The organism is Salinibacterium sp. PAMC 21357 (assembly GCF_000247645.1).
Lineage (GTDB): Bacteria > Actinomycetota > Actinomycetes > Actinomycetales > Microbacteriaceae > Rhodoglobus.
The window spans coordinates 614839-638532 of record NZ_AHWA01000002.1; the positions used below are offsets into that span (position 1 = coordinate 614839).

At 59.6% G+C, this 23694-nt stretch carries 23 protein-coding genes and 2 tRNA genes; 13 read left to right on the top strand and 12 right to left on the bottom strand.

Going from position 1 to position 23694, the window contains the following annotated elements; all coding sequences use genetic code 11:
- Positions 1 to 14 precede the first annotated feature (14 nt).
- The 4 genes from ON14_RS02925 (at position 15) to ON14_RS02940 (ending at position 2244) form a co-directional block, all read left to right on the top strand.
- Positions 15 to 494, top strand: a complete 480-nt coding sequence (locus ON14_RS02925) for a GNAT family N-acetyltransferase (RefSeq protein WP_010203034.1) — start codon at positions 15 to 17, stop codon at positions 492 to 494.
- Positions 494 to 724 (top strand): hypothetical protein, encoded by a 231-nt coding sequence (locus ON14_RS02930; protein ID WP_010203035.1) that lies wholly within the window; start codon positions 494 to 496, stop codon positions 722 to 724. Before ON14_RS02925 ends, ON14_RS02930 begins: the two co-directional genes overlap by 1 nt.
- 144 nt (positions 725 to 868) lie before the next feature.
- Positions 869 to 1417, top strand: a complete 549-nt coding sequence (locus ON14_RS02935) for a hypothetical protein (RefSeq protein WP_010203036.1) — start codon at positions 869 to 871, stop codon at positions 1415 to 1417.
- A gap of 170 nt (positions 1418 to 1587) precedes the next feature.
- Positions 1588 to 2244 carry a PKD domain-containing protein gene (locus tag ON14_RS02940; RefSeq protein WP_010203038.1) on the top strand — a complete coding sequence of 219 codons (657 nt, stop codon included), beginning with the start codon at positions 1588 to 1590 and terminating at the stop codon, positions 2242 to 2244.
- 197 nt (positions 2245 to 2441) lie between these two features.
- Here ON14_RS02940 and ON14_RS02945 read toward each other — a convergent pair whose 3' ends face one another.
- Positions 2442 to 3113, bottom strand: coding sequence for a class I SAM-dependent methyltransferase (locus ON14_RS02945; protein ID WP_337459746.1), 672 nt, complete (start codon positions 3111 to 3113; stop codon positions 2442 to 2444).
- Between the two features lie 23 nt (positions 3114 to 3136).
- On the opposite strand from ON14_RS02945, the gene ON14_RS02950 reads away from it, so the two are divergent.
- Positions 3137 to 5161, top strand: coding sequence for a M3 family metallopeptidase (locus ON14_RS02950; protein ID WP_010203042.1), 2025 nt, complete (start codon positions 3137 to 3139; stop codon positions 5159 to 5161).
- A gap of 487 nt (positions 5162 to 5648) precedes the next feature.
- On the opposite strand, the gene clpX is transcribed toward ON14_RS02950, so the two are convergent.
- Positions 5649 to 6926 (bottom strand): ATP-dependent Clp protease ATP-binding subunit ClpX, encoded by a 1278-nt coding sequence (gene clpX, locus ON14_RS02955; RefSeq protein ID WP_010203043.1) that lies wholly within the window; start codon positions 6924 to 6926, stop codon positions 5649 to 5651.
- 192 nt (positions 6927 to 7118) lie between these two features.
- Here clpX and ON14_RS15085 point away from each other — a divergent pair, with 192 nt between their 5' ends.
- Genes ON14_RS15085 through ON14_RS02970 form a run of 3 tightly spaced genes read left to right on the top strand, consistent with a single transcriptional unit; the run spans position 7119 to position 9127 of the window.
- Positions 7119 to 7697, top strand: coding sequence for a hypothetical protein (locus tag ON14_RS15085; protein WP_010203044.1), 579 nt, complete (start codon positions 7119 to 7121; stop codon positions 7695 to 7697).
- A 57-nt stretch (positions 7698 to 7754) separates the two neighbouring features.
- Complete coding sequence (locus ON14_RS02965; RefSeq protein ID WP_010203045.1) at positions 7755 to 8495, top strand: YcnI family copper-binding membrane protein; 741 nt, start codon at positions 7755 to 7757, stop codon at positions 8493 to 8495.
- 8 nt (positions 8496 to 8503) lie between these two features.
- Complete coding sequence (locus ON14_RS02970; protein WP_010203047.1) at positions 8504 to 9127, top strand: copper resistance CopC family protein; 624 nt, start codon at positions 8504 to 8506, stop codon at positions 9125 to 9127.
- A 129-nt stretch (positions 9128 to 9256) separates the two neighbouring features.
- On the opposite strand, the gene ON14_RS02975 is transcribed toward ON14_RS02970, so the two are convergent.
- Positions 9257 to 9931: an ATP-dependent Clp protease proteolytic subunit gene (locus ON14_RS02975; protein WP_010203048.1), complete on the bottom strand. Its 675-nt coding sequence runs from the start codon at positions 9929 to 9931 to the stop codon at positions 9257 to 9259.
- 2 nt (positions 9932 to 9933) lie between these two features.
- On the bottom strand, positions 9934 to 10554 hold the full coding sequence (locus ON14_RS02980) for an ATP-dependent Clp protease proteolytic subunit (protein ID WP_010203049.1): 621 nt from the start codon (positions 10552 to 10554) through the stop codon (positions 9934 to 9936).
- Between the two features lie 119 nt (positions 10555 to 10673).
- Between ON14_RS02980 and ON14_RS02985 the strand changes: the two genes are divergently transcribed.
- Positions 10674 to 11162, top strand: a complete 489-nt coding sequence (locus tag ON14_RS02985) for a tetratricopeptide repeat protein (protein ID WP_010203052.1) — start codon at positions 10674 to 10676, stop codon at positions 11160 to 11162.
- Between the two features lie 146 nt (positions 11163 to 11308).
- Here ON14_RS02985 and tig read toward each other — a convergent pair whose 3' ends face one another.
- Together tig and ON14_RS02995 are read right to left on the bottom strand one after the other, a co-directional pair.
- Positions 11309 to 12640 carry a trigger factor gene (tig, locus tag ON14_RS02990; RefSeq protein ID WP_010203053.1) on the bottom strand — a complete coding sequence of 444 codons (1332 nt, stop codon included), beginning with the start codon at positions 12638 to 12640 and terminating at the stop codon, positions 11309 to 11311.
- Positions 12641 to 12675: 35 nt separating this feature from the next.
- Positions 12676 to 12749 (bottom strand) — tRNA-Pro (locus ON14_RS02995).
- Positions 12750 to 13004: 255 nt separating this feature from the next.
- Here ON14_RS02995 and ON14_RS03000 point away from each other — a divergent pair.
- Positions 13005 to 13075: transfer RNA gene (locus tag ON14_RS03000), tRNA-Gly, on the top strand.
- Positions 13076 to 13192: 117 nt separating this feature from the next.
- On the opposite strand, the gene ON14_RS03005 is transcribed toward ON14_RS03000, so the two are convergent.
- Complete coding sequence (locus tag ON14_RS03005) at positions 13193 to 14086, bottom strand: alpha/beta hydrolase fold domain-containing protein (RefSeq protein ID WP_010203054.1); 894 nt, start codon at positions 14084 to 14086, stop codon at positions 13193 to 13195.
- A gap of 6 nt (positions 14087 to 14092) precedes the next feature.
- A complete protein-coding gene (locus ON14_RS15920) occupies positions 14093 to 14266 on the bottom strand; it encodes a hypothetical protein (RefSeq protein ID WP_010203055.1) in 174 nt (57 codons plus the stop codon).
- 208 nt (positions 14267 to 14474) lie between these two features.
- Between ON14_RS15920 and ON14_RS15380 the strand changes: the two genes are divergently transcribed.
- Both ON14_RS15380 and ON14_RS03015 read left to right on the top strand, forming a co-directional pair.
- Positions 14475 to 14660: a DUF2510 domain-containing protein gene (locus tag ON14_RS15380; protein WP_081503499.1), complete on the top strand. Its 186-nt coding sequence runs from the start codon at positions 14475 to 14477 to the stop codon at positions 14658 to 14660.
- A gap of 51 nt (positions 14661 to 14711) precedes the next feature.
- The gene (locus tag ON14_RS03015; protein WP_010203056.1) at positions 14712 to 18782 is read left to right on the top strand and encodes an SCO7613 C-terminal domain-containing membrane protein; all 4071 of its coding nucleotides are present in this window, start codon (positions 14712 to 14714) and stop codon (positions 18780 to 18782) included.
- Positions 18783 to 18799: 17 nt separating this feature from the next.
- Here the strand turns inward: ON14_RS03015 and ON14_RS03020 are convergent, their stop codons facing one another.
- A complete protein-coding gene (locus ON14_RS03020) occupies positions 18800 to 19447 on the bottom strand; it encodes a response regulator transcription factor (RefSeq protein ID WP_010203059.1) in 648 nt (215 codons plus the stop codon).
- Between the two features lie 10 nt (positions 19448 to 19457).
- Positions 19458 to 20828, bottom strand: a complete 1371-nt coding sequence (locus ON14_RS03025) for a sensor histidine kinase (RefSeq protein WP_010203062.1) — start codon at positions 20826 to 20828, stop codon at positions 19458 to 19460.
- A 215-nt stretch (positions 20829 to 21043) separates the two neighbouring features.
- Between ON14_RS03025 and ON14_RS03030 the strand changes: the two genes are divergently transcribed.
- A complete protein-coding gene (locus ON14_RS03030) occupies positions 21044 to 21532 on the top strand; it encodes a Dps family protein (protein ID WP_010203065.1) in 489 nt (162 codons plus the stop codon).
- A 37-nt stretch (positions 21533 to 21569) separates the two neighbouring features.
- Here the strand turns inward: ON14_RS03030 and ON14_RS03035 are convergent, their stop codons facing one another.
- Positions 21570 to 23084, bottom strand: a complete 1515-nt coding sequence (locus tag ON14_RS03035) for an amidohydrolase (RefSeq protein ID WP_010203067.1) — start codon at positions 23082 to 23084, stop codon at positions 21570 to 21572.
- Entirely contained in the window at positions 23071 to 23694 is a 624-nt protein-coding gene (locus tag ON14_RS03040; RefSeq protein WP_010203070.1) for an FMN-binding negative transcriptional regulator, read from the bottom strand. The genes ON14_RS03035 and ON14_RS03040 overlap by 14 nt, the downstream gene beginning before the upstream one ends.

Consider the following 23694-nt stretch of genomic DNA (forward strand, 5'->3'; position numbering starts at 1 on the left):
GTATTGTTGAGTGAATGACGAGTTCAGAGAAGCCTTCATACACGATCCGCGACATCCAGAAAGACGATTTCGAGGAGTGGAAAGATCACTTCGTGAAATATGGGGTGTTCTACGAAACCGAATTCACTGATGAAATCGTTCAGGGCGTCTGGGAATGGTTGATGGATGACTCAGCACAGCTGAACGCAGTTGTTGCCGTAGCTCCTGAGGGTGCCCCCGACCCCGGCCATGTAGCCGCATTTGGGCTGTACCGCCGCCTGCCCGACACCTTCACCGCCTCCTGGGGCTGGTTTATGGATGACCTCTACGTTGATCCCGAGCACCGCGGTGCCGGAGTTGCCGGGACGATTATCGACGACATCGCTGCCCGGGCGGCAGAAGATGGCGGCGGAAAGCTCCGCTGGATCACCAACAAGGAAAACGACAGCGCCAAGCGCCTCTACGACAAGGTCGCTGACCGCACGTCGTGGATCCTGTACGAAAAGAACGTCTAATGCAGCTCGGCACACGGTGGTCGGTCGGCGACGATGTACCCGAACGTCTCGATGCAGCAATGCGCGAGGCAATCGCGGGCGTTGAAGCGGATGTTGCCCACCTCGATACGAACGCGTGGCGGTGGACCCTCACGTGGCTTGAATCGCGTCCCGTCGCCGAACTCGACGACGGCACCACCGTGCGCCAAGCCGCTGACGGCAGCGTCAGCGTAGAAGAACCCACCTCTTAGCCCACACAACTCACTGTTGCCCGCTCCGCGCCAGCGGCCCCGCCTCTCGTGCTCGGTCGCGTACCGAGCGCGGAGCCGGCAACCACAACTCCTCGCTGTGGATAGTTGAGCCCCCTCGCCCCGGCCGACGTTTAGCGTCAATATATGCGGCTACCGAATCTCGTCACCCTCTCGATCGGTGCGCTCCTCGTAGCGACGCTCAGCGGATGCGTTCCCTCCGAACCAGCACCGCCCCAGCCGAGCGCGAGCTTCGCTGCGCCCTACGCGAGCGACGAAGAGGCGCTGGCTGCGGCTGAAGAGGCTTACGGGGAGTACATCCGCGTCATCCTCGGCACTTACCGTCGAGAAGCGACTGATCCGAACCCGCTTAGCTCCGTCGCGAGTGGTGACCATCTAGCGGAATTGCTGCTCGAGTTCGAAGAGCGCATCTCCGACGGCAGGTACATTCTCGGAGATGAGTCTTTCGATCAAGTGGTCCTCCAGCGATACTCGCGAGATGCTTCGCCCTACGAAGTTATCGCGGTATATCTCTGTGATGATTTATCCGGCCTCGAGATCTTTCGCGGTGACGATAAAATCGGACCAGAGAAGCCGCTATCCCCTATGACCATGCAGATAGTTTTCGATTTCGACCCCGATTCGAAGAGGTTGCTGGTGTCTGCGCGTGATATCTGGAATACAGACGCATGCTGAAAGGACCTAATTCCGCGCTAGGGATTCTTTTTCTACTCGCGGCCCCGGTAGTGAGCGTCTTCGTCATTGCGACGCCAGTTTATGCCTGCAGCCTCGAAGCTAACGTAGCTGGAGGGTGTCCAACATCGAGCGCTGAAGGTGACTCGGTCGAGTTAGGCGCAACACAACAGGTGCCAGGATCCAGCGAACCTAACCTCGGCAGCTACTACGGCACCACCGACGGCGTCGCGTACATCGCGGTCGACAACACCCTCGACAGCGTCGAGGACTCCTGGTGTGACATCCAGCGCATCGAGTGCGTCCCGTGGACTCCCCCGGCCGACGACGTATCCGGCGTCATCGGCCCCATCACGATCTCCGACATCGCCACCTTTCGCCCACAGCCACCGACTGCGGGAATGCAACCCAACCAGTGGATGATCGTTGGCCTCGACACCAACTTCTACGCCACCGCATCCGCCCACATTATTGATGGCACCCTGTTCGGCGGCACCGCCCAAGTTCGCTTCACCCCGGTGAGCTACCGCTGGCAATACGGCGACGGCCACACCGCCACCACGAGCAATCCCGGCAGAACCTGGGCCCAGTCCCGAATAGCGGAATTCGACCCGACCCCCACCAGTCACGTTTACGAAGAACCCGGCAACTACAGCATCACGCTTGCCGTAACTTACGCCGCCGAGTACCGCGTCGCCGGCAGCAACTGGCAGACCGTCGTCGGCACCATCACCATCGTCGCGCCACCGCTCTCCGCGACCGCAGGCCACGCGACCACTGTGCTCGTCGATAAAGACTGTCTCGCGAACCCCTCCGGTGTCGGCTGCTAGCGACGTGAATCGGTCAACAGCACCGGCACCGGCACCGGCACCGGCACCGGCGAGACATTAGCTCGCCCCAATCGCCGTCTAGACGCGCGCAAGAATCTCTCCGTGCGGCATCGCCATCCATCCCTCGGGCGAATCCGCCCACTCACGCCACGCACTACTAATCTGCTGCAACACTTCCTGAGTCGCGAATAACTTACTCAGAGCATCCGACGCAAACGCCGACTCAACACTCGCGCCTCCCACATGCTGCCCCACCATTCGCGGTCGGTGTCATCCGAGAAGTTCCAGACGGATGCTGTGACCGTCAGATCGGTCAGCCCGGCCTGGAACGCCCACGCCTTCAACCGACGCCCGGCGTTCGGCTCTCCCCCGTTGCTGCGGTGCACGGCGTCATACAGCTCCGCCCAGACGCGAAGTCCCGGCAGCTCGGGGAAGCAAATGGTTCCCGCGTAGTCCACATCGCGCACCGCAATCAACCCACCCGGTTTGGCCACACGCTTCATCTCCACGAGAGCCGCGACCGGATCACCCAAATGTTGCAACGTCTGGTGCGAATGCACGAGATCGAAACTGTTGTCATCGAACGGCAGTGCATACGCGTCGCCCACAATAAAACTCAAGTTGTCGGCGGTGAAAGCCGAGGCTTTTTCTAGGACCGCGGCAGCGGCATCCAGCCCCACGACACGACCAGGTGCCAGTCGTTCGGCAAACTCGGCGGTGATGGTGCCCGGACCACACCCGATATCGAGCAGTGATAGCCCCACCTCAAGGTGCGGTTCGAAGTACGCCGCCGAATTAGCGATCGTGCGCCACGTGTGCGACTTCAAAACGCTTTCATGATGGCCGTGGGTATAACGTTCGTTACTCATACTGACGAGAATAGAGTGGATGCATGACCAACCCTTTCTTTGAGCCAAGCACGCAGCCTTTCGGCATGCCCCCATTTGCCGATATCGAAGACGAGCACTATGCGCCCGCGTTCGAGAAAGGCATGGCTGAGCAACTGGCAGAGATTGAGGCGATCACCTCACAGGCGGATGCTCCGACGTTCGAAAACACCATGATTCCGCTCGAGACAAGCGGGCAGCTTCTCACTCGGGTCGCGATTGTGTTTTTCAATAAGACCTCTGCCGATGGCGATGCAGCGTCGGATGCTCTCGAGGAGGTCATTGCGCCGAAACTTGCCGCCCACAACGATGCCATCAGTCTCGACAGCGCGCTCTACGCCCGCATCAGCACGATCCGTGATGGTCTTGAGTCGACTGAGTTGGATGCCGAAGCTCGCTACCTAGTTGAACGCTATTTCACGGAGTACACGCTTGCCGGCGCGGGCCTTACCGCGGATGCGAAGGCGACGTTGCGCGACTACAACTCGCGGCTTTCGAGCCTCACGACGAAGTTCGAGAAAAACTTGTTGGCCGATACCAACGATCTTGCCGTGGTGCTCGACAGCATTGATGAGCTCGACGGTTTGGGTGCGTCAGAAATCTCGGCCGCCGCGAGTGCGGCGAATGACCGCGGGCTCACGGGCAAGTACCTGATTTCCCTCATCTTGCCTACGAGCCAACCGCACCTTTCGGTATTGAATAACGCTGACGTGCGCGGCCGTGTTTTGGCAGCGTCACGTGCACGCGGCATCCGCGGAGGCAAGTTTGACAACCGCGCTCTCGTTCTCGAGATCGCCCAGGTTCGTGCTCAGCGTGCGGCCCTCTTGGGCTTTGAGAGCCACGCAGCGTGGGTTACCGCTGATGAGACCGCACAGAACCCTCAGCGAGTCACCGACATGCTCGGCAAGCTCGCTCCAGCGGCGGCACGCAACGCTCGCGAAGAACACGCAGCACTTGAAAAGCTGGCGGGCACCGAGGTAACGGCGGCGGATTGGGCCTTCTACTCCGAGAAGGTACGTGCCGAGAAGTACAACGTCGACACGACCCAGATGCGCCCGTATTTCGAGGCCGAGCGGGTGCTGCGCGACGGTGTTTTCTTTGCGGCGACCAAGCTCTATGGCGTGACGTTCAGTGAGCGTTATGACCTGCCCACCTATCACCCCGAGGTTCGTGTCTTTGAGGTCACGAATGAGGATGGCACCGAGGTTGGCCTTTACACTCTCGATCTCTACACTCGTGATTCCAAGCGCGGCGGAGCGTGGATGAACTCGCTCATTTCGCAGTCTGATCTGCTCGGGCATCCGGTTATCGTCACCAACAACTTGAACGTGCCGAAGCCAGCAGCGGGCGAAACGACACTCCTTACTTTCGACGAGGTCAATACGCTATTCCACGAGTTCGGCCATGCCCTGCACGGGCTTTTCGCTCGGGTCACTTACCCCAAGTTCGCGGGCACCAACACGTACCGCGACTTTGTCGAGTTTCCGAGTCAGGTGAATGAGATGTGGATGCTCTGGCCCGAGGTACTCGACAACTATGCCAAGCACTATGAGACCGGCGAACCGATGCCCCACGAAATTGTGGAGCGTCTTCAGGCAAGCGCGGCGTTCAATGAGGGGTTCCTGACAAGCGAGTATCTGGCGGCGGCCCTCATTGACCAGGCCTGGCACGGTATCGGCGCCGACGACGAGGTGACGGATGTTAGTGCTTTCGAGGCGCAGGCTCTTGCCGCAGTTGGCCTCGATAACCCGGCTGTACCATCACGCTACTCGAGCACGTACTTTCAGCACATCTTCGCGAATTCTGCCTACGATGCCGGCTACTACTCCTACATCTGGAGTGAAGTTTTGGATGCTGACACCGTTGAATGGTTCACCGCGAATGGCGGACTTTCGCGCAGCAATGGCGACCGCTTTCGCGCGCTGCTCCTCGGTGTTGGTGGGTCGAAGAATCCGCTCGAAGCATTCCGTGACTTCCGCGGTCAAGACGCCGAATTGCAGCCACTGTTGAATCGTCGCGGACTGAACTAGCCAGTGCGTGTGGTGGCGGCGGCCTCACTTCGCCACCACGCCCAAGGGGCTCGCCCGGTTGGCTCCCGTCTTGCCGCAACGCCCGCACCGCGTTGGGCGAAAGCGGTTGTCGCTTCCGCACGTTACGCCGGGCCTCGACAGCGGATTATTGTGCCCAATCCACAAAAATTGGTGAAAACCTTTCGCAAACACCACTCAGAGGGCAGAATAGTCCCGGTCGCGTTCCGCGCAGCCCCTCATTCTTAGACGTCATCTAGCACGATGCCCTGAGGGCGATCCGATTGCAGCCTTACCCGAATCTGACTGCGATCCATTTGCCCAGCGTGATCGCCCTCAGGAACATCACTTGTCCAGCGCCAATCACTGACGCAACGCGAACCGCGCGTCGGCAGTACGCAATGACGTCATGACGCGTCGCGTTATCGCACCAGCGCGCTGTCGTATGATCACGCAATCACGCAATCACGTCACAAAGCTAAGGGCGCTGTTAGGCCGACTTCTCTTCACGCAACAATTCGCGCGGGATGATCGTCGGTGCGGCATTCTCCAACACAGCAGCCTTGGTGACGATCACGCGACCAACAGTCTCATCCGAGGGAACATCGAACATGATCGGTCCGAGAACTTCTTCGAGGATCGCCCGCAGACCACGAGCACCGGTCTGGCGAAGAACGGCGAGATCCGCGATCGATTCCAAAGCGTCACGTTCGAACTCGAGCTCAACGCCATCGATCTCGAACATGCGCTGGTACTGACGCACTAGGGCGTTCTTGGGCGTCGTGAGAATGTCCATGAGCGCGACCTGGTCGAGCTGGGTTACCGTGGTGACCACGGGGAGCCGACCGATGAATTCAGGGATCAGACCAAACTTGTGAAGGTCTTCCGGCAGAACTTCGCCGAAGAGGTTAACGTCGTCACCTTTGCTGTGGAGCGGGGCGCCGAAGCCGATGCCCTTCTTGCCAGCACGGTTCGAGATGATCTCTTCAAGCCCGGCAAAAGCTCCTGCCACGATGAAGAGCACGTTCGTCGTGTCGACCTGAATGAATTCTTGGTGCGGATGCTTGCGGCCACCCTGCGGCGGAACGGAGGCGACAGTGCCTTCCAAAATCTTGAGTAGAGCCTGCTGCACGCCCTCGCCCGATACGTCGCGAGTGATCGACGGGTTTTCCGCCTTGCGGGCGATCTTGTCGATCTCGTCGATGTAAATGATGCCGGTCTCGGCACGCTTGACGTCATAGTCAGCGGCCTGAATGAGCTTGAGGAGAATGTTTTCAACATCCTCGCCGACGTAACCGGCTTCGGTCAGTGCTGTGGCATCCGCAACGGCGAATGGCACGTTCAGTCGCTTGGCGAGAGTCTGCGCAAGATAGGTTTTTCCGCAACCGGTCGGGCCGATCAACAGAATGTTTGACTTGGCGATCTCGACGTCATCGATGAGGGCATCAGCCGACGTGATGGTGTTGCGAGCACGCACGCGCTTGTAGTGGTTATAGACGGCAACAGAGAGAGCACGTTTGGCTGCCTCTTGGCCAATGACGTATTCCTCAAGGAACGCATAGATCTCGCGGGGCTTGGGCAGGTCGAATTCACTCGATGCCTCTTCGCCGGCTTCTGCCAGTCGCTCTTCAATGATCTCGTTACACAGATCTACGCACTCATCGCAGATATAGACGCCGGGACCGGCAATCAGCTGCTGTACCTGCTTTTGGCTTTTGCCGCAGAAGGAACACTTGAGCAGGTCCGCGCTTTCCCCAATTCGGGCCATGCCGGTTCCTCTCCTTGAGTAAATACCTTGATTACGAGCCTAACCCGATATTCAGGCACTCTCTGTCACCATTACAAGCGGAATTTCGGCGCGTCGAAGCTTGGGCCATCCCGTGGGCAACTGACCAAGCGAATCTGCCCACGGATACGAACTAGAGTTTAAGAGTTCGCCGCAAATGAGAGAAGGAGCCCCATGCATTCCCGTGCCATGCGCGTGCTTCGTGGAAGTGCAGCAGCTTTCTTTGCCACCCTCGCCGCAGCTCTCTCTCATCTTTTTGCTGGTGGAGTTTCCCCGTCACTATTTGGCATGGCAATCTCGCTAGTCATTTCAGTTGCCGTGTGCACGTTGCTCGCCGGGAGAACTGTGTCACTTGCGCGGCTCACTGTGGCGATCGTTGTCAGCCAGACCCTCTACCACACCTTGTTCAGCACTATGCTCGCGCCGGATGGCATTGCACGTCATGACATGTCGCTGATGTCGGCGAACTTCAGTTCTGTTACGCAGAGTGCCGGTTCGGTCATGTCGCTCTCGCACCTAGGTGCTGCCGTTGTCACTATCATCATGTTCCGTTACGCCGAGGTCGCGTTCTGGGGTCTTCTCACCACGGCACGGCTGTTCCTGGCACGGCTTCTCACCCCCGTTGTCGCGATCGCTGTGCGAACAGCTCGTGTTCCCCTCCCTGAACAAGTGCTTCACCTCGCACCGTTTGCCTCCCGTTTTCTCTCAACGATGCGCTATCGCGGCCCACCCGTCGCGACTACCGCGGCTTAGCCCGCACAGCATCCCATTACTTTCGTCGCACACTCGCGACCCTTCAGAGAGACCGAAATGACTATTTTCAATAAAGCTGCCTTCACAAAATCTGCCCTCGCCCTCGCGGCAGGAGCCACCCTGGCGATTGCTGCCCCATTGGCCGCAATTGCCCACGTATCGATCGACCCGGGGCAAGCCGAAGCTGGGTCGTATGCACTCATCACGGTCAAGGTTCCGAATGAGTCAGAAACTGAGAAAACTAACCGGGTAGAGCTCAAATTGCCCACCGACACCCCGTTCACGAGTGTGCGCTTTGTTCCGGTTCCCGGTTGGGACGCCGAGCTTGTGCGCAGCGAGCTTCCTGAGCCCGTCATGGTCGGCGAAGCCGAAGTTACTGAAGCCGTGACGTCGATCATCTGGACGGCCCAGGCTGGTTCAGAGCTCGGTGACGGTGCGCTTCTGCTCTTGCCTGTCTCGCTCGGCCCCGTACCCGACGTTGGCAGCATTGTGCTCGTCGCAGACCAGACGTACACCGATGGTTCAGTCGTGAGCTGGAGTGAAACCGAAGAGGGCGCGGAAAAGCCCGCCCCTGTGCTCTACATCAATGACGCGCCAGTTGACCATCACGATGCTGCCGCAACTGACGAAGACGCCAACGGCGCCGACGACAGCCACGATGAAATGGCGACAAGTGACAATGCTGACACAGCAAACGGCAGTGACCCTGTCGCACGCGGTCTCGGAATTGCTGGACTCATTGCTGGACTCGCAGCGGCGGTCATGGCCTTCGCCTTCCGTCGCCCAACCAGCAAGTAGCTCCTCAAATGCGTCGAATTACTCGCACCGGCGCTGCGCTCAGCGCGGCCATGATTGCAGCCCTCGTGCTGCTCGTGGCCGCGCCTGCGTACGCCCACAACTACCTAGTTACGAGCAATCCTGAAGAGGGCTCGACCATTACCGAGTTGCCGGCTGAATTCTCAGTGACCACGAACGACACCCTGCTGGACCTTTCCGGAGATGCTGGCGGCTTCGCCATCCAGATCACCAACGATTCGGGAGAATACTTCGGTGACGGATGCTTCGCCATCCGAGATGCAACGCTCTCTACTGGCGCGGCGCTCGGAGCAGCTGGCGACTACCGCATGGAGTGGCAGGTTGTCTCTGCAGATGGTCACACGATCTCGGGAGAGGTCGGATTCGACTGGCAGCCCGATTCCAGCCAAACGCTCTCGGAGGGCTTCACCGCTCCCCCTGCGTGTGGTGGAGGAACTCTCGACGAGGCCACACCGGAACCAGACGAAGCATCCTCCAGTGCTGATGCGGTCTCCACGGTCGATGCGTCGACGGTGGTGCTGATCGCGTCTGCGATTGCTTTGGTGCTTGTTGCTGCCGTGGCGATCTTCTTGATCTCCGTGCGACGCAAGAAAACTGACGACACAAACGATTAGTTTGTGACAACGACCGCTGACTCATATTGCCGGTCATTAAACAACTGAGGCGATCATCCATAGTTCGGATGATCGCCTCAGTTGTGTTTGCTCACTAGCGGCGCTGGGCCGCCAGTTCGTGTCGCGTTGTTAGCTCGTGATCGCTGGCAGCGTCTTGCGGCTGGTGAGCACCTGGTCAATAAGACCGTACTCAACAGCGTCAGCGGCGCTCAGGATCTTGTCGCGCTCGATGTCCTTGTTGACCTGCTCGGCCGTACGATTCGAGTGGTGCGCCAGAGTCTCTTCGAGCCACGTGCGCATGCGCAGAATCTCGCGAGCCTGGATCTCAATGTCTGAGGCTTGGCTCGAGCCTTCTGAACCACCAGCGGGCTGGTGAATCATGATGCGAGCGTTGGGCAGAGCGAGACGCTTGCCCTTGGTTCCACCGGCGGTGATCACGGCAGCAGCCGAAGCTGCCTGACCTAGAACAACCGTCTGAATGTGGGGGCGGATGTACTGCATCGTGTCGTAGATCGCCGTCATCGCGGTGAACGAGCCACCGGGTGAGTTGATGTACATCACGATGTCGCGATCAGGGTCCTGGCTCTCGAGAACGAGAAGCTGAGCCATGACGTCGTCAGCCGAAGCGTCGTCAATTTGCACACCCAAGAAGATGATGCGGTCTTCGAACAACTTCGCGTACGGGTCTTGACGCTTGTAGCCATAGGCCGTGCGCTCTTCGAACGTCGGCAGAATGTAGCGAGCATCGACATCCGGACGACCAATGCCGGCAGGCGCCTGTGCTCCGAGGTTGAAATTCGTCATTGCTAGTCCTTCTTGCTGGTGGCGTCGTTGTTGGATGCGCCCTCTTCGGTACCGCCGCCACCAACGACGTCGGACGCGAACTCGCGCAGGTGGTCAACAAAGCCGTACTCAAGTGCTTCACGTGCGGTGAACCAGTTGTCGCGGTCGTTGTCGATGAGAACCTGCTCAACGCTCTTGCCGGTCTGCTCAGCGGTGAGTTCAGCCATGCGCTTCTTCATGTCGAGGATGACGCCAGCCTGAGTTTGGATGTCAGCCGAGGTGCCGCCGAATCCGCCGGACGGCTGGTGCAAGAGCACTCGCGCGTTCGGGGTGATGTAGCGCTTGCCCTTGGTGCCTGACGAGAGCAGGAACTGCCCCATCGAAGCGGCAAGGCCAATACCTACGGTGACGATGTCGTTCGGAACGAACTTCATCGTGTCGTAAATCGCCATACCCGCGGTGATTGAACCACCGGGCGAGTTGACGTACAGGTAGATGTCGCGCTTGGGGTCCTCTGCCGCGAGGAGCAAGATCTTTGCGCAGATCTCGTTCGCGTTTGAGTCCCGCACCTCTGAACCAAGCCAGATGATGCGATCTTTGAGGAGTTGGTCAAAAACACTTGAGACCAATGCCGGTTGGGCCATTGTTGCGCTCCGTTTCAGTAATCGCTTGATAAGAATCTATCCCGTTACGGTGCGCGATTCTGGCTTGTTCGCCCTAGGCAAAGTACCGGGTCGTGGATTGATGCTTGTAGGCTCGCAAAATGCAGCAGAACTGGCGCGATCAAGTCGCAGATATCTGGTCCCAAGCGGAATCAATGGCAGAAAACAATGTCGTTGCCGCCATTGACGAATTAGTTGCTGAACGCGCGAGCGATGATGCCGAAGCCCTCTTCGAGGCGGCCGGAGCTCGCGACTACGCCGGTCGCGAGGCTGAAGCCGAACCGCTGTACCGGCGAGCTTTGGAGAACGGGTTGGATGCCGCGCTGCGTCCACGTGCCACCATCCAGTTAGCCAGCACCTTGCGCAATCTCGGTCGCATCGATGAATCGATCGCACTGTTGGAGCAGCAACTAAACGAGCATCCAGACGATGAGTGGACTGGCCCTTCCGCTGCTTTTCTCGCCTTAGCGTTGACGAGTCGTGGCGATCCCATTCACGCTGTCGCGGTAGCGCTGATGGCGTTGGCCGATTACCTGCCGATCTATCAACGGTCAGTGCGGGGCTATGCGGCAGAACTTCTCGCCGACTGAGAGATTCCGGGGCCCACGGGCACTGCCCCGCTGCCGGCTACTCCTCGGGCACCATATGCTGCCCGACTCGCACCCAGAGCGAATAATCCGTTAACGAACTCGTGGCCAGCTAGATAACTAGCTGGCCACGAGTATAAAGCTGAGTTTTAGGACTCGTCTGCTGCTTCTACCGCTGCAGCGTCATCCTCGACAACGTCAGCGTTTGCTACGGCGGTGAATGCCGAAACGTCTACTGCCTTGCCCTTGGTGTCAACGACCTTTGCCTTGCTGAGCACGACCGCGAGGGCCTTGCTGCGAGCAACTTCGGCAACCATCGCGGGAATCTGGCCGTTCTTGTCGAGAACCTGGATGAATTCACCGGGCTCCATGCCGTACTGCTGAGCGCCCTGCACGAGGTACGAGGTGAGCTCTTCTTGGCTGACCTTGATCTCTTCCTTCTCAACGATGGAGTCGAGGAGGATCTGTGAGCGAAAAGTCTTTTCGCTGGCTTCAACAACTTCAGCGCGGTGCTCGTCGTCTTCGAGGCGGTTCTCGTTCTCGAGGTGACGGTGAACTTCGTCTTCAACGAGCTTCTCGGGAACGGGGATCTCAAGAGTCTTGAGCAGTTCGTCAACGATCTGGTCGCGAGCTGCAGCACCTTGGCCGAAGGCCTTCGAGCGCTTGACCTGCTCCTTGAGATCGGCCTTGAGTTCCTTGATGGTGTCGAACTCGCTAGCCATCTGCGCAAAGTCGTCGTCTGCCTCAGGAAGCTCGCGCTCCTTGACGGTGAGAAGCGACAGGCTGATGACCGCGGTCTCGCCCTCGTTGTCTCCACCGAGCAGTACTGACTCGAAAGTTGTCGATTCGCCGGCGCTGAGCGAGTCAAGTGCCTCGTCGATGCCCTCGATCAGTTCGCCCGAGCCGAGTTCGTAGGAAATGCTCGATGCCGAGTCAACCTCGGTGTCGCCAATCTTGGCAACGAGGTCGAGCTGAGCGAAGTCGCCCTTCTTAGCGGGGCGTTCGACGGTAACGAGGGTGCCGAAGCGAGCACGCAAGGTGTCGAGTTCGTCTTTCACGTCATCGGCGGATGCCTCAGCAGCGTCAACCGTGAGGGTGAGCTTGCTGTAGTCAGGAAGATCGAACTCGGGGCGAACGTCAACCTCGATAGCGAGAACGAGTTCTCCGCTGAAGTCCTTAACCTCGGGCCACGTGACAATGTCTGCCTCGGGGCGGCCAAGAACACGAATCTCTTCTTCGGTAACTGCCTGGCGGTAGAAACCGTCGAGGCTGTCGCTTACGGCGTGGTTGAGAATCTCTTCACGGCCGACGCGCTGGTCAACCAGCTGCGGCGGAACCTTGCCCTTGCGGAAGCCGGGAATGTTGACCTGCGACGCGATGTGGCTGTACGCGTGGTCAATGCTCGGCTTGAGTTCTTCTGGGGTGACCGAAATGTTGAGCTTGACGCGGGTCGGGCTCAACTTCTCAACGGTTGTCTTCACGTTGTGGACTCCTGTAATTCGTTGTGTGTATTTCGTCGGGGCGACAGGATTCGAACCTGCGACCTCTCGGTCCCAAACCGAGCGCTCTACCAAGCTGAGCTACGCCCCGGGCGCCGTACATAGATCTGACCGCGACGTAGAAAATCACGCCGGTACTCAATTGGCCTCGGCAAGTCTAGCGTGAGCGAGAACAGAATGTTGACGAGATACGGAGATCGACCGCTTTCGTGGCGCGCATTCGGCGTTTATCCGCCTACAACCCAGCAAAACTGGGGCAAATTACGCGGCCAGCGATCTCGACTTCGTTCTTCGCCAGGTTTCAGGTACAGTATTCCTCGGCGCACAGAACGATCGGGTGCCGAGCGGGGATGTAGCTTAATGGTAAAGCCTCAGTCTTCCAAACTGATGACCGGAGTTCGATTCTCCGTATCCCCTCCGCTGATAAAGGCCGCCTCGATTGAGGCGGCCTTTAGTCGTTAACCGCCATGAATCGTTTAGCGCTGCCGGAAGCTATCTGGCGCTGCCGGCACTGAGGCGAAGCTCAAAACTCGATCATGAAATAGCCTTCGCGACGATCGCTCGCGCTGCCGCGCCCTCGGGAATCGGCAGGATCGGGTAGTTGTGAATCATGCCTTCTCCCACGTGAAAGTCGAGAGAGATTCCTTGCTCGGTCGCTCGGGCGAGAAGCCGCAACGCGTCAGCGTGAACGATGTCTCGGGTTCCCGTAAACACCGTTATTGGGCCAAGCCCGGTGAGATCTCCATGGATCGGGCTTACGCGCCAATCAGTCTCGGGCAGCTCTGCGCGATAGAGAGCACCAGCGGCTTTTGTCCCGGGCACGGCAAGCCACGGGTCGCTTGGCGCAATTTCGGCAAGCTTCGGATCTGTTCCGCTGATGTCGAGCCACGGCGCGGACAACACGATCGCCTGCAGCGGTTCGTGCTTTCGATCGCGCAGCTCCATGGACACAGCGAGGGCCATTCCGCCACCAGACGAGTCACCAACAATGCTGACATTGCGCGCACCGACGCCGGCGATGATCGACTGCACGAGGTTGGCAACCTTATCGACCACGACGGATGCCTGCCCCTGAGGTGCGAGCGGCATGATGGGCACGCTGATCGTTACCCCGGTTTCGCGAACCAGCTGGGCGACGAATCTCCAGTGCAGCGGATCGATCTCGAAGACGTAGCAGCCGCCGTGGAGAAAGACTGCCCGCGCGATGCTGTCTCCCGAACGCGGAGAAACGTCAAACACGGTCCATCCGTCGACGACGCGAGAGGTGACATCTACGTGACGAGAAATGGATGCTGGCGGTACGGCTTTTGCAGGACGCTGCCGTAGTTGTTCAACCCGCTCAAGTGTCTTTTGCGGATCGCTGAACATGCGTTTTGAGCCGCGAAGGGTCAAAACAACAGGCGCGAGCCGACTCAGAAAGCTCGCCATGACTAGTTAGCTGTCGATGCGCTTCATGATGTGAACGGGAATGAACACACCGAGGCTCGTGACGAGGAGCCCGCCCATAAAGACGACAGATTCGAGGCCCTCTACGTAGAAAGCTTCACCCATCATGTAGATTCCGCCGACAAAGAGCGCCAAAGAGATTACGAAGCCGAAGATGTTCACGCCCCCATCTTACCCACGCTAGGCACTGCAGTCGAAGACGCGCGGATGCTCCATAGATTGGGTCACTTCTCCCCACAAATGACCCCTTGTCACAATTCTCTGTTGCCCCCTATACTGGGGCTAGCCGTTCCCCCGAACTGATCCTCCGCGGCTGGGTCACTCGTCGCACCCGTATCGCCCCCCGCGGCAGGGCACCTTGGACTCCCCGATGTCTAACACTGCAACTCAGCTTCCCCCTTTCGGTTGGTACCCTGACCCCGCTGGTAGCCACATGCTCCGCTGGTGGGATGGCCAAGCCTGGACGAACCGCCTTGAAAAGCCTCGTCCCGAGATTCAGACGGCCAAGGGCTACTCACAACAACAGTCCACACTTTCTCGACTAATCGCTTCCTAAGGATTATTCACCGCTACTCTGAGGGTTCCGCCCGAAAGGAACCCAGAGTAGATGGTCGATGCACCGCGTTCCTTTCTTGAGCATGTCGGACATGTGCTTTTTCCTCGTGGCCCGAAAGATCTCACTGACGTCGCTCGGTGCCCTGCTTGCTTTGTGACGGTTCCGCCCTCATTCATTTGCGCAGGCTGCGGCTTCGACCTCAATCATTCTGACGCGATTCTTTTACGGGAAGAGTCGCTAGCCGCAGCAGCGTCGCTAGACCGCCGCCTAGAGCTCATCGGCAAAATACGGTTCGAGACCGAAGCTGAACGCACCCGAATTTTCGTCGAGCAGAGCAAAGCGGCCGAAGCCGCCGCCGCAGCAATCGCCACAACGGCAACTCGCGCAATTGCCGCAGAGCGAGCGCTTCGTGAAGCAGACGCTGAACGCCGAGCAACTGCCGCCACACGCCGGGCAGCAGAGGCCACGGCCGTAAACATGTTCAGCCCTTCGTCGCTGTCTGCATCCAGCTCGTCAACAACCGTGCATCTGAGCACCGCTGCAACCGAACACTCGCCGGCGAATCAATCAAATCTCGTCGCACCGGCGCCCCACATCGCGCAGACGCCCCACTCAGCGACGACCGCTCAGCAATCGCAGGCCGACGGCACGCTACCGCCACCTAACTCTGCGACCGCGCTGGCTCCCCCGGCTCGCTCACACGTTGGCATCCAAGTCATCCTGCTGATCGTCGGAGTGTCACTGCTCTCGGTCGGCGCGATCTTCTTCCTCATCTACGCCTTTATCAGTTTTGGATTGATCTGGCGGTCAGCAATCATCGCAACCATCACGATCGCAAGCATCGTGGGCGCCACTGTCGTAAAAAAACGAGGACTGTCGGCGACAGCCGAAGCCCTCTCAGCACTCGCGGTCGTTTTAGTTGCGCTCGATATCTATGCTGTTCGCGCCAACGACCTGCTGGTGATCGGAGACCTTGCCGGGCGTGCATACTGGGGCGCTGCGCTCATGCTCGCCTCGATTGGGTTCATATTCTGGCACCGGGCAAGCAGAATCGCTCTCGTCAACATCATCGGTTATGTAGTCTTCCCGCCAGCGGTGGCTTTGTTCGTGGCTGGGCTCGCAGCCGGTAGTTCCCTCGAGACAACCCTGGTTGTTCCCATGGTCGCCCTCTCCCTGGCTGCCCTCATTTACCTGACCGCCTCACACGATAACTATCCCGGTAGAGCTGAGAGGGGCATCACTCTCGGCTACGCGATGTTGGCGCTCACACTTGGCTTCACAAGTTCGTTCTTCGACCTCATCGAGGGCACCAACTCGTCGACCGCAGGGTGGGTACTCATTCTCGGTGCCACCGCAGCCATTCACAGTGCTGCCGCCTATCGTGCAGGGTTCACCCGCTTCATCCGCAAGCTGTTCGCAACCACCGCGGGTGTTCTCGTTGCTTGGGCACTGTGGAATCTCGTCGCAGATGCGATTTCGGGCCAGAGACTGGTCGGCGCCCCTGCCATAACCGTGTTCGCCGTAGTGGCAACGCTCACGACGCTCGCGGTACTCACCGAAAGTAGCGGACTCAAATTTTCGCGCGACGTGCGCACCGCCACCTTCTGGGCATCCCTTGGTGTCTGGGCTGTTGCCGCAATCGCACTGATTGCACCCTTTGCGACTTCCCTGACCGTGGCGTTGGAGTACGTCTCAGCGTGGCCATTGCGCCGAACGACCCCCGGAAACATCGCTTTCGATACTGTCGACAACGGGTGGCCCCAAGTTGCGCTTCTCTGCGTCCCCGTCATCTTGGCGCTCGGGTGGTGGGCCACCGGCCAACTTCGTCCCCGCACTCACCTTGTTCTCGCCCTGGCTGGAGCCGCGCTCGCCTTGAGCGCGCCGCTAGCCGGCACACTATTCGCAGCAGTCGCCACCTGGCTCGCACTATCCGCAGCCGCTGTCGCCATCATCGGGATCGGTCGCCGCCATCAGGCATCACGCGCAAGCCACCTCATTATCGCCGCCGGCGGCGCAATAACACTCGCACTCGCCTACACCTCCGGGCGGTCAAGCCACGAGACGTGGCTTCTTGCCAGCATCGCGACAGGAGTCGTGCTCTTCGTCGCCCGCTACCTCGTTAACGCACCAGCCGTGCGGGCCACCATGTTGGGCATCGCCACTCTCATTTTCATTGTGGCAGCGGGCGGAATCGGTGAACAACTGCAGTTCAACCTCACCACCGCGAATCCCAACCCGCTCGAATCATGGATCACCGTAGCCATCATCTCGGTCATCATCATTGCCCGCTCGCTGTGGCCCCACACACGCGAGCTCGCTGACGGAGAACGGCGGATGCTGTGGTGGATCGGATTCCTCACCACCGCACTCTCGGGCGCCTCCCTATGGATCGCAACAGCGGGCGGTGCGCCATTGCCCACTGCGCCCCTAGCGCTAAATCTCAGCCTGATCAGCCTGATCGTCGGTGCGATCTTTGTCACCGCGCTCAGCGTCACCATGTTCAATCTCGGCACGCGACTCGTTCCGCGCGAAAAAGGGTCAGCACTCGAAAAACTCGTGGCCGCGGTCGTCATCGCACCAGCGACAGTGTGGACCTTAGATAGTGCGAGTCGAGTGATTGGTCTCGGCGAGATCGCGATTCAACTTGCGCCGGCCACGGCATCCATTCTGGTTGCCACCCTCAGCATGACCCTGCGCGTACGCCAACAACACCCACTCATTCGCCGCACCGCCGAACTCAGCGCACTCACCGTCGCCGCCATCACCACCACAAGCGCCATCCTTCAACCCCACCAAACCCACTGGCTGATCGCACTACTGGTCTCCATCACCCTGCTGCTAGCATCCATCTCCGCCGACGGCATCTTCGGATCACAATCCCCACGCCGCCACATCATCTGGGCCGCCGTCACCTTCGCCACCTGGGCACTCTGGCTACGCCTCGACCAAAACCACGTCGACGCCCTCGAAGCCTACGTACTGCCCCTCGCCGCCACCATACTCACCATCGCCATCTTCACCGCCCGAGCCGAAGCTCGCGAGCCCCGGATGAAATCTGCACCCGTGATCGTTCTCGTCGGGCTACTGATTGCTATTCTTCCCCTCGCACTCAACTCAGCGAGCGGAACAGAACTGCGCAGTCTCGTGATCGCTGGACTCAGCGCTGCACTTCTACTTATCGCGTCGTTCGCTGAGCTCCGGGGCCACTTCACCCGCTTCCGCGGAGTCACCATCGTGGCATCCGCCCTGGGAGTAGTTACCGCCATTGCCTCTCGCGGCGTCACGATAGTTCTCGAGAACCGCAGTGCAACGATCGAACTAGACCTGTGGTTGCTCGGCGCTGTGGCCATACTGGTGCTCGCAAGCTTCGGTCTCGCCGCCGCAGAGTTCCCCAGCGAATCCGACAACGCACGTTGGTCCATCACGAACGAAGTTCTCCTCGGAGCCGCAATCGTGTTGCTCTACAGCGTAGAAACTGTGGTTCTTGTTGCTGCCACCATGCGCGATGTGCCGCTCGATAGCATCCGCGCCATCACCCTTGTCGCCCTTGGCGGTCTGCTTCTCATCGCCGGCAACTGGCAGAGAGACACCCCTTTCACCCCGCGGTTGAGCCACCTCAGCAGCGGGCTCGCGATTATCGTTGGAGTCCTTGCACTCATCGGTTTCGTCGTGCACCCCATCGAGTGGATCACCGTAATATTCGGCACCGCGCTCATCGTTCACGGCAGTGTGCGTCTCGCCCACAACGCTGAAGCCCGGAGTCTGACCTGGCTAACACCCGGGCTGCTCGTCGTGTTGGTGCCGAGTCTCGTCGCCACTTTTATCAACACTGGCAGTCTCAACACTCAGTGGCGCATCGTCGCGCTCGGCATCGTCTGCGTGCTCATCATTGTTGCGGGAGCGTGGCAGAAGCTCAAAGCCCCACTGCTCATCGCCACAATCGTCGTGCTGATTCACGCCGTGCATACTTTCGCACCAGCGCTCGTCAGCCTCTACCAGCTGACCGTCTGGTGGATGTGGGCGGTCATCGGTGGAGCAATCGTGTTGTTCCTCGGCATCACGCTCGAGCGGCGCATCCGGGATCTCAAGACACTCAACACACGCTTCAGCGCCCTGCGTTAGGCAAGAATCGAGTGGCGCTAGCGCTGCAGCCAGGTGAGCACGGCAAGCACACGACGGTGGTCGCTGCCGGAATCCTCAAGATTCAGCTTCTGAAAGATCGATGTGACGTTCTTCTCGACCGCCCCGACACCGATCACCAGCTGCTTCGCGATCGCCGCATTCGTGCGCCCCTCAGCGACAAGAGTCATGACCTCGTGCTCGCGCGGAGTCAACGTCATCAACGGATCCTGACGGCGACCCACCAGTTGCGCCACAACCTCCGGGTCGAGCACCGTGCTGCCGGCAGAAATGCGTTCAACGGCATCCCGCAGCTCATCGAGCGACGCAACGCGATCCTTCAACAGATAGCCGACACCACCACGCCCCGACGACAACAACTCTTGCGCGTAGACAACCTCGACATACTGCGACAGCAACAGGATGCCAATCTGCGGGCGGAGGTGACGCAACTGAATTGCGGCTCGCACGCCTTCATCACGAAAAGTGGGCGGCATCCGAACGTCGAGCACCACAAGATCTGGGGCACAGTCATCGAGGTTCGCAAGCAGCTCATCCGCGTCGCCGAAAGCACCGACAACATCGAATCCTGCCTCGATGAGCACCCGCACGAGCCCTTCACGGAGCAGGACCGAATCGTCGGCGACGGCAACACGTAAAGGGCTCATGCGCTCAAGACTAGAGGGCAACGGGCGGCCGTTCTGCACTCGGCTTAGGAAGAGGTAGACGAGCGGTGACCACGGTTGGTCCGCCGTCGGGGCTCTCGATATCGAGGCTGCCGCCGACACCGCGAACACGCTCCTCAATCCCCGCCAGGCCATGTTCGGTCACCACTGCCGCGCCACCTCGGCCGTCATCGGTGACCCGCACGAGAAGCCAATCGCGCTCTTTCGATGATTCGATGCTGAGGTGCACGTCGGCGCGCGTTGCATTGGCGTGCTTTGCCACATTCGTGAGCAGTTCGGCCACGACAAAGTACGACGCACGTTCGACTTCGCCCGGAAGGATCAGCTGCGGGGCAAGCTCTGAGTTCACGAGTGTTGGCACCGTCGATCGGCTCGCGACCGATTCGAGTGCTGCGACCAGCCCACGATCGAGCAGCAGCGGCGGCGCAAAGCCGCGTGACAGCGCCCGCAACTCTTCGAGAGCTTCGGATGCTTGGCCCTGCGCCTCGCTCAAGAGAACGCGCGCCTGCTCCGGGCTGGTATCGAGTTGACGTTCGGCTGCCGCAAGATCCATTTGTAGTCGTACGAGGCGCTGCTGCGGACCATCGTGGATGTCGCGCTCAAGGCGACGAAGCGAGTGGCCTTCTGCAGAAAGCGCTGCCCCGCGGGACGCCTCGAGAGATTCCACTTCACGGCGAAGACCATCCGACTTGAACGCCGTGAGGGTTCCACGAGCAAGCCACCACTGGGTCATGACCAAACCACGAGTAACGAAGGGCAGGGTCGCGATGAAGATGAGGCTGACGGCAGACGCGATTATGTTGTCGACCAGGATCAGGTTCCACCCCTGAGTATCCACGCCCATTGACCCAAACACCCAGTCAGAGAGGAACCAATCCGACTCGGTATCGACGAACTCAGCGGGAACGAACCATCCGATCACTCCGACGAGGGAGACGGTGAGCCACGCGAACGAGATCGCCCACGTGATGATCGTGAGAACGAATCCCAGAATCGTGGTGTGCAGCAGATAGAGCCAGTAGTGCGCGTTACCGAGCGTTGCTCTCAGCCAGCCACCGAATCCGCTAGCGGCACGATCGTCTTGCCAGTCGGGGCGCTCCAGTTTCTTGCGACCAGTCCACTCCAGCAGGTTGACGTGCACTAGCCCGAAGCCGCGGCCCACATACAGCGCCAAGATCATGACGAAGAATCCGATGAGGAATACGGCGAGCGTTCCAATTCCCGTAGCCACGAGAGAAATGGCAACACCAAAGCCGGTCATAGCGATCGGGAACCCCAAGATGAGGTACAGGACCTCTTTTGGCGTACTGCGCCAGAGCTGCCAGTACGGGTTACGGGGTTTCACTGCGGTTTGTGTCGTCATAGGTCTCTCGCTTCAGTCTCGCGCATCACGCGGCAGATGTTTGCCTTATTGAGGATCGCGAATGCGCGGTACGAGCAATAGCGTGGATGCTCACAGAACGTCAGTGGGGTTAGCCCCCGGTGCACGGGTTGAGGTTGGTTAGTGTTGCCTCAGCTTGCTTGTGAAATTTTTGCGGAGTCGTAACGTTGTATCTGAAGAACAACGAAGGAGCACAAATGACCGAGATTAAAGCAGTTCCGCAGACCTCAGCCGACCCTGACGTCACCTCGGGTGTTGCCCAGTTTTTGGGTCCGGTAGTTACCGACCTCACAGCCCTGTCAATTGATGGCAAGCAGGCTCACTGGCACGTTCGTGGCGCCAACTTCCAGGCAGTACACGAACTTCTCGACGTAATCGTCGACCACGCCCGAGAATGGGCAGACACCGCCGCTGAGCGTGTTGTCGCCCTCGGGCTCCCGATTGATGCCCGCACCCAGACTGTTGGCGCTAAGGCAACGACCCCGAGCATGACGGCTGGATTTCAGCAGTCTGACGAGGTAATTGCTCAGGTTATCGCCGCAATCGATGCCACGCTCGTTACCGTGCGCACCGCAGTCGATGAGCTCGGTGAGCTCGACAAGGTCAGCGAAGACGTCGCGATTGAGATCGCCCGTGGGCTTGAGAAGGACCGCTGGTTCCTCTTCGCCCACCTCGCCACCAGGTAACTTTTCTGGTGGTCGCTTTGCCTGCGATGTGTTGTGTTTACAACTCGTTGTGAGTGAAGCGACCATCAAGAATCGTCGCATCAACCCGCATCGCCCGCAGTTCTTCACCGCTGCAGTCGAGCGGGTTTTTTCGTGTCACGACAATGTCGGCGACTTCGCCAACCGCGATCGTTGATTGGGCGGATGCTCGCAACGCTTCGTCGACGGTGATGCACTGTTCTGGATGCCACGGCTCGCGCCCATCGCGGCTGCGGCTTACGGCCGAGGCAATGGTTGCCCACGGGTCGAGCGGAGCGACCGGAGCATCGGAGCCCATCAGCAGTTCCGCGCCCGCATCGAGCAACGCTCGCAGCGCGATGGTGCGGTGAGTGCGCCCTGCCCAGTAGGCGTCGGCAACGTCACGGTCATCCATCGCGTGCTCGGGTTGCACGCTTGCGGCAATTCCGAGAGCGGCGAAGCGCGGGATGTCTTCTGGGGAAAGCAACTGGGCGTGCTCAATGCGGCCACGGCATCCGACAGCTTCAAAAGCGTCGAGGGCGAGGCGATTGGCATCGTCACCAATGGCGTGCACGGCCGGTGAAAGGCCGGCATCGCTCGCGGTGCGAATCCAGTCGATCAGTTCGTCTGGCGGAATGTTCAGCATTCCCCGGTTCTCGCCATCGCCGGGGTACGACTCCATGCAATAGGCGGTTCGGGTGTTGAGCGAGCCATCAGTGATGACTTTGAACGGCCCAACTTCGAGCAGCGGCGCCAAGTACTGGCCCGTTTCCAGGCCCTCGGAGATCGCCCGCTCTAAGAATCGGGGGTAGACGCCGACACGAACCCGAAACAGGTCGAAACCTTCGAGCATGCGCCGGTGCCAGTTTTCGAATTCCCACGTCATTTCGAGATCGACGATGCCGACGATGCCGCGCGAGGCTGCCTCTTGGGCGCTGTCGTGAATCCAGCCATCGAGAATTTCGGGGTCAACACGGCTGAGCGCACTTCCGACAGCGAAGGCTTCTTCTTCGCGCAAAAAGCCGGTCGGGTGGTCGTAGAAGCCGAAACGTTCGAGGGCCAGGCTATTGAGCCAGCAGGAGTGCAAGTCGCCACTGACGAGCACGACGGCGATTTCTGAGACTGCCGAATCGAGCAGGGCCCGCGTCGGCTGGTCTGGCCACAGGGCATCTCGAAATCCTTGACCGACAATGATGCCGTCGGATTGAGGAAGCACGGAGGTGGCGAGAGTCACCGCAACTTCGGTCGCTGACGTGGTGTGGCTCAGGTCGAGTCGTTGTGCCTGTTGGGCCCACATGCTGGAGTGCACGTGCTGATCCCAGAGGCCGGGCATGATCCAGCGGCCATCGAGGTCGACGACCTCGGGGCTGGGAGTGTCGTCGCCGACGGTCTCGTTGCTTGCGGTGTCGGCGCGTGTGGACTTGTTGCGAGCGGTCTCGGCAACAGCAGCCGAAGCGGCGTGCGGTTCGATGGCGACGATGCGCCCCTCAGCGAGGGTTACGTCGACCAGAACGGATGCATCGTCGCCGACGATGCGGGCGTTAGTCAGTTTCACTCGGTCGTGCCCTTGTCATTTCTGCGGCCAGTTCTGGGCTACTGTACGTGCCATTCGCACTGAGTTCGTGCACAATCTGCTCGCGTACGGCAGGTTTCTTGTTTTGACTCATTTTCAGACGGGCATCGAAGCGGTCGACAACGATGCGGAGCCCGACAGTTCCTTTGGCGGCGCGGCGAGCGCCGGCCTCGTCTTCACTGAGCGATACCGGATGCTCAACGTGATGTTCGAAGTGATCAACAAGTTCACTGAGCACGCGAAAATTCTCTTCGTCGCTCAAGATTTCTGGGGTGCCGTAGAGGTGCGCGGTGGCGTGGTTCCAGGTGGGAATGTTGTCGCCCTCGGGGTACCAACTCGATGAGATGTAGCCGTGTGGTCCTTGGATGATGACGAGAACCTCGTGCTGACCCAGTTCGTGGAGTTGGTCATCCGGGCGCCCAAAATGCGTGACGAGACTGATCTGGTCGTCACGGTTTTCGAGCATGACCGGATAGTGCGAGGCGACCATGCCGGTCGAGGTCGGTGAGACGATCGTGGCCCACGGGTGCTCGCCGATGAGACGGCGCACTTCGGCGGGGTCAGTGATCACGTAGGTCGGGGTGTGGCGCAT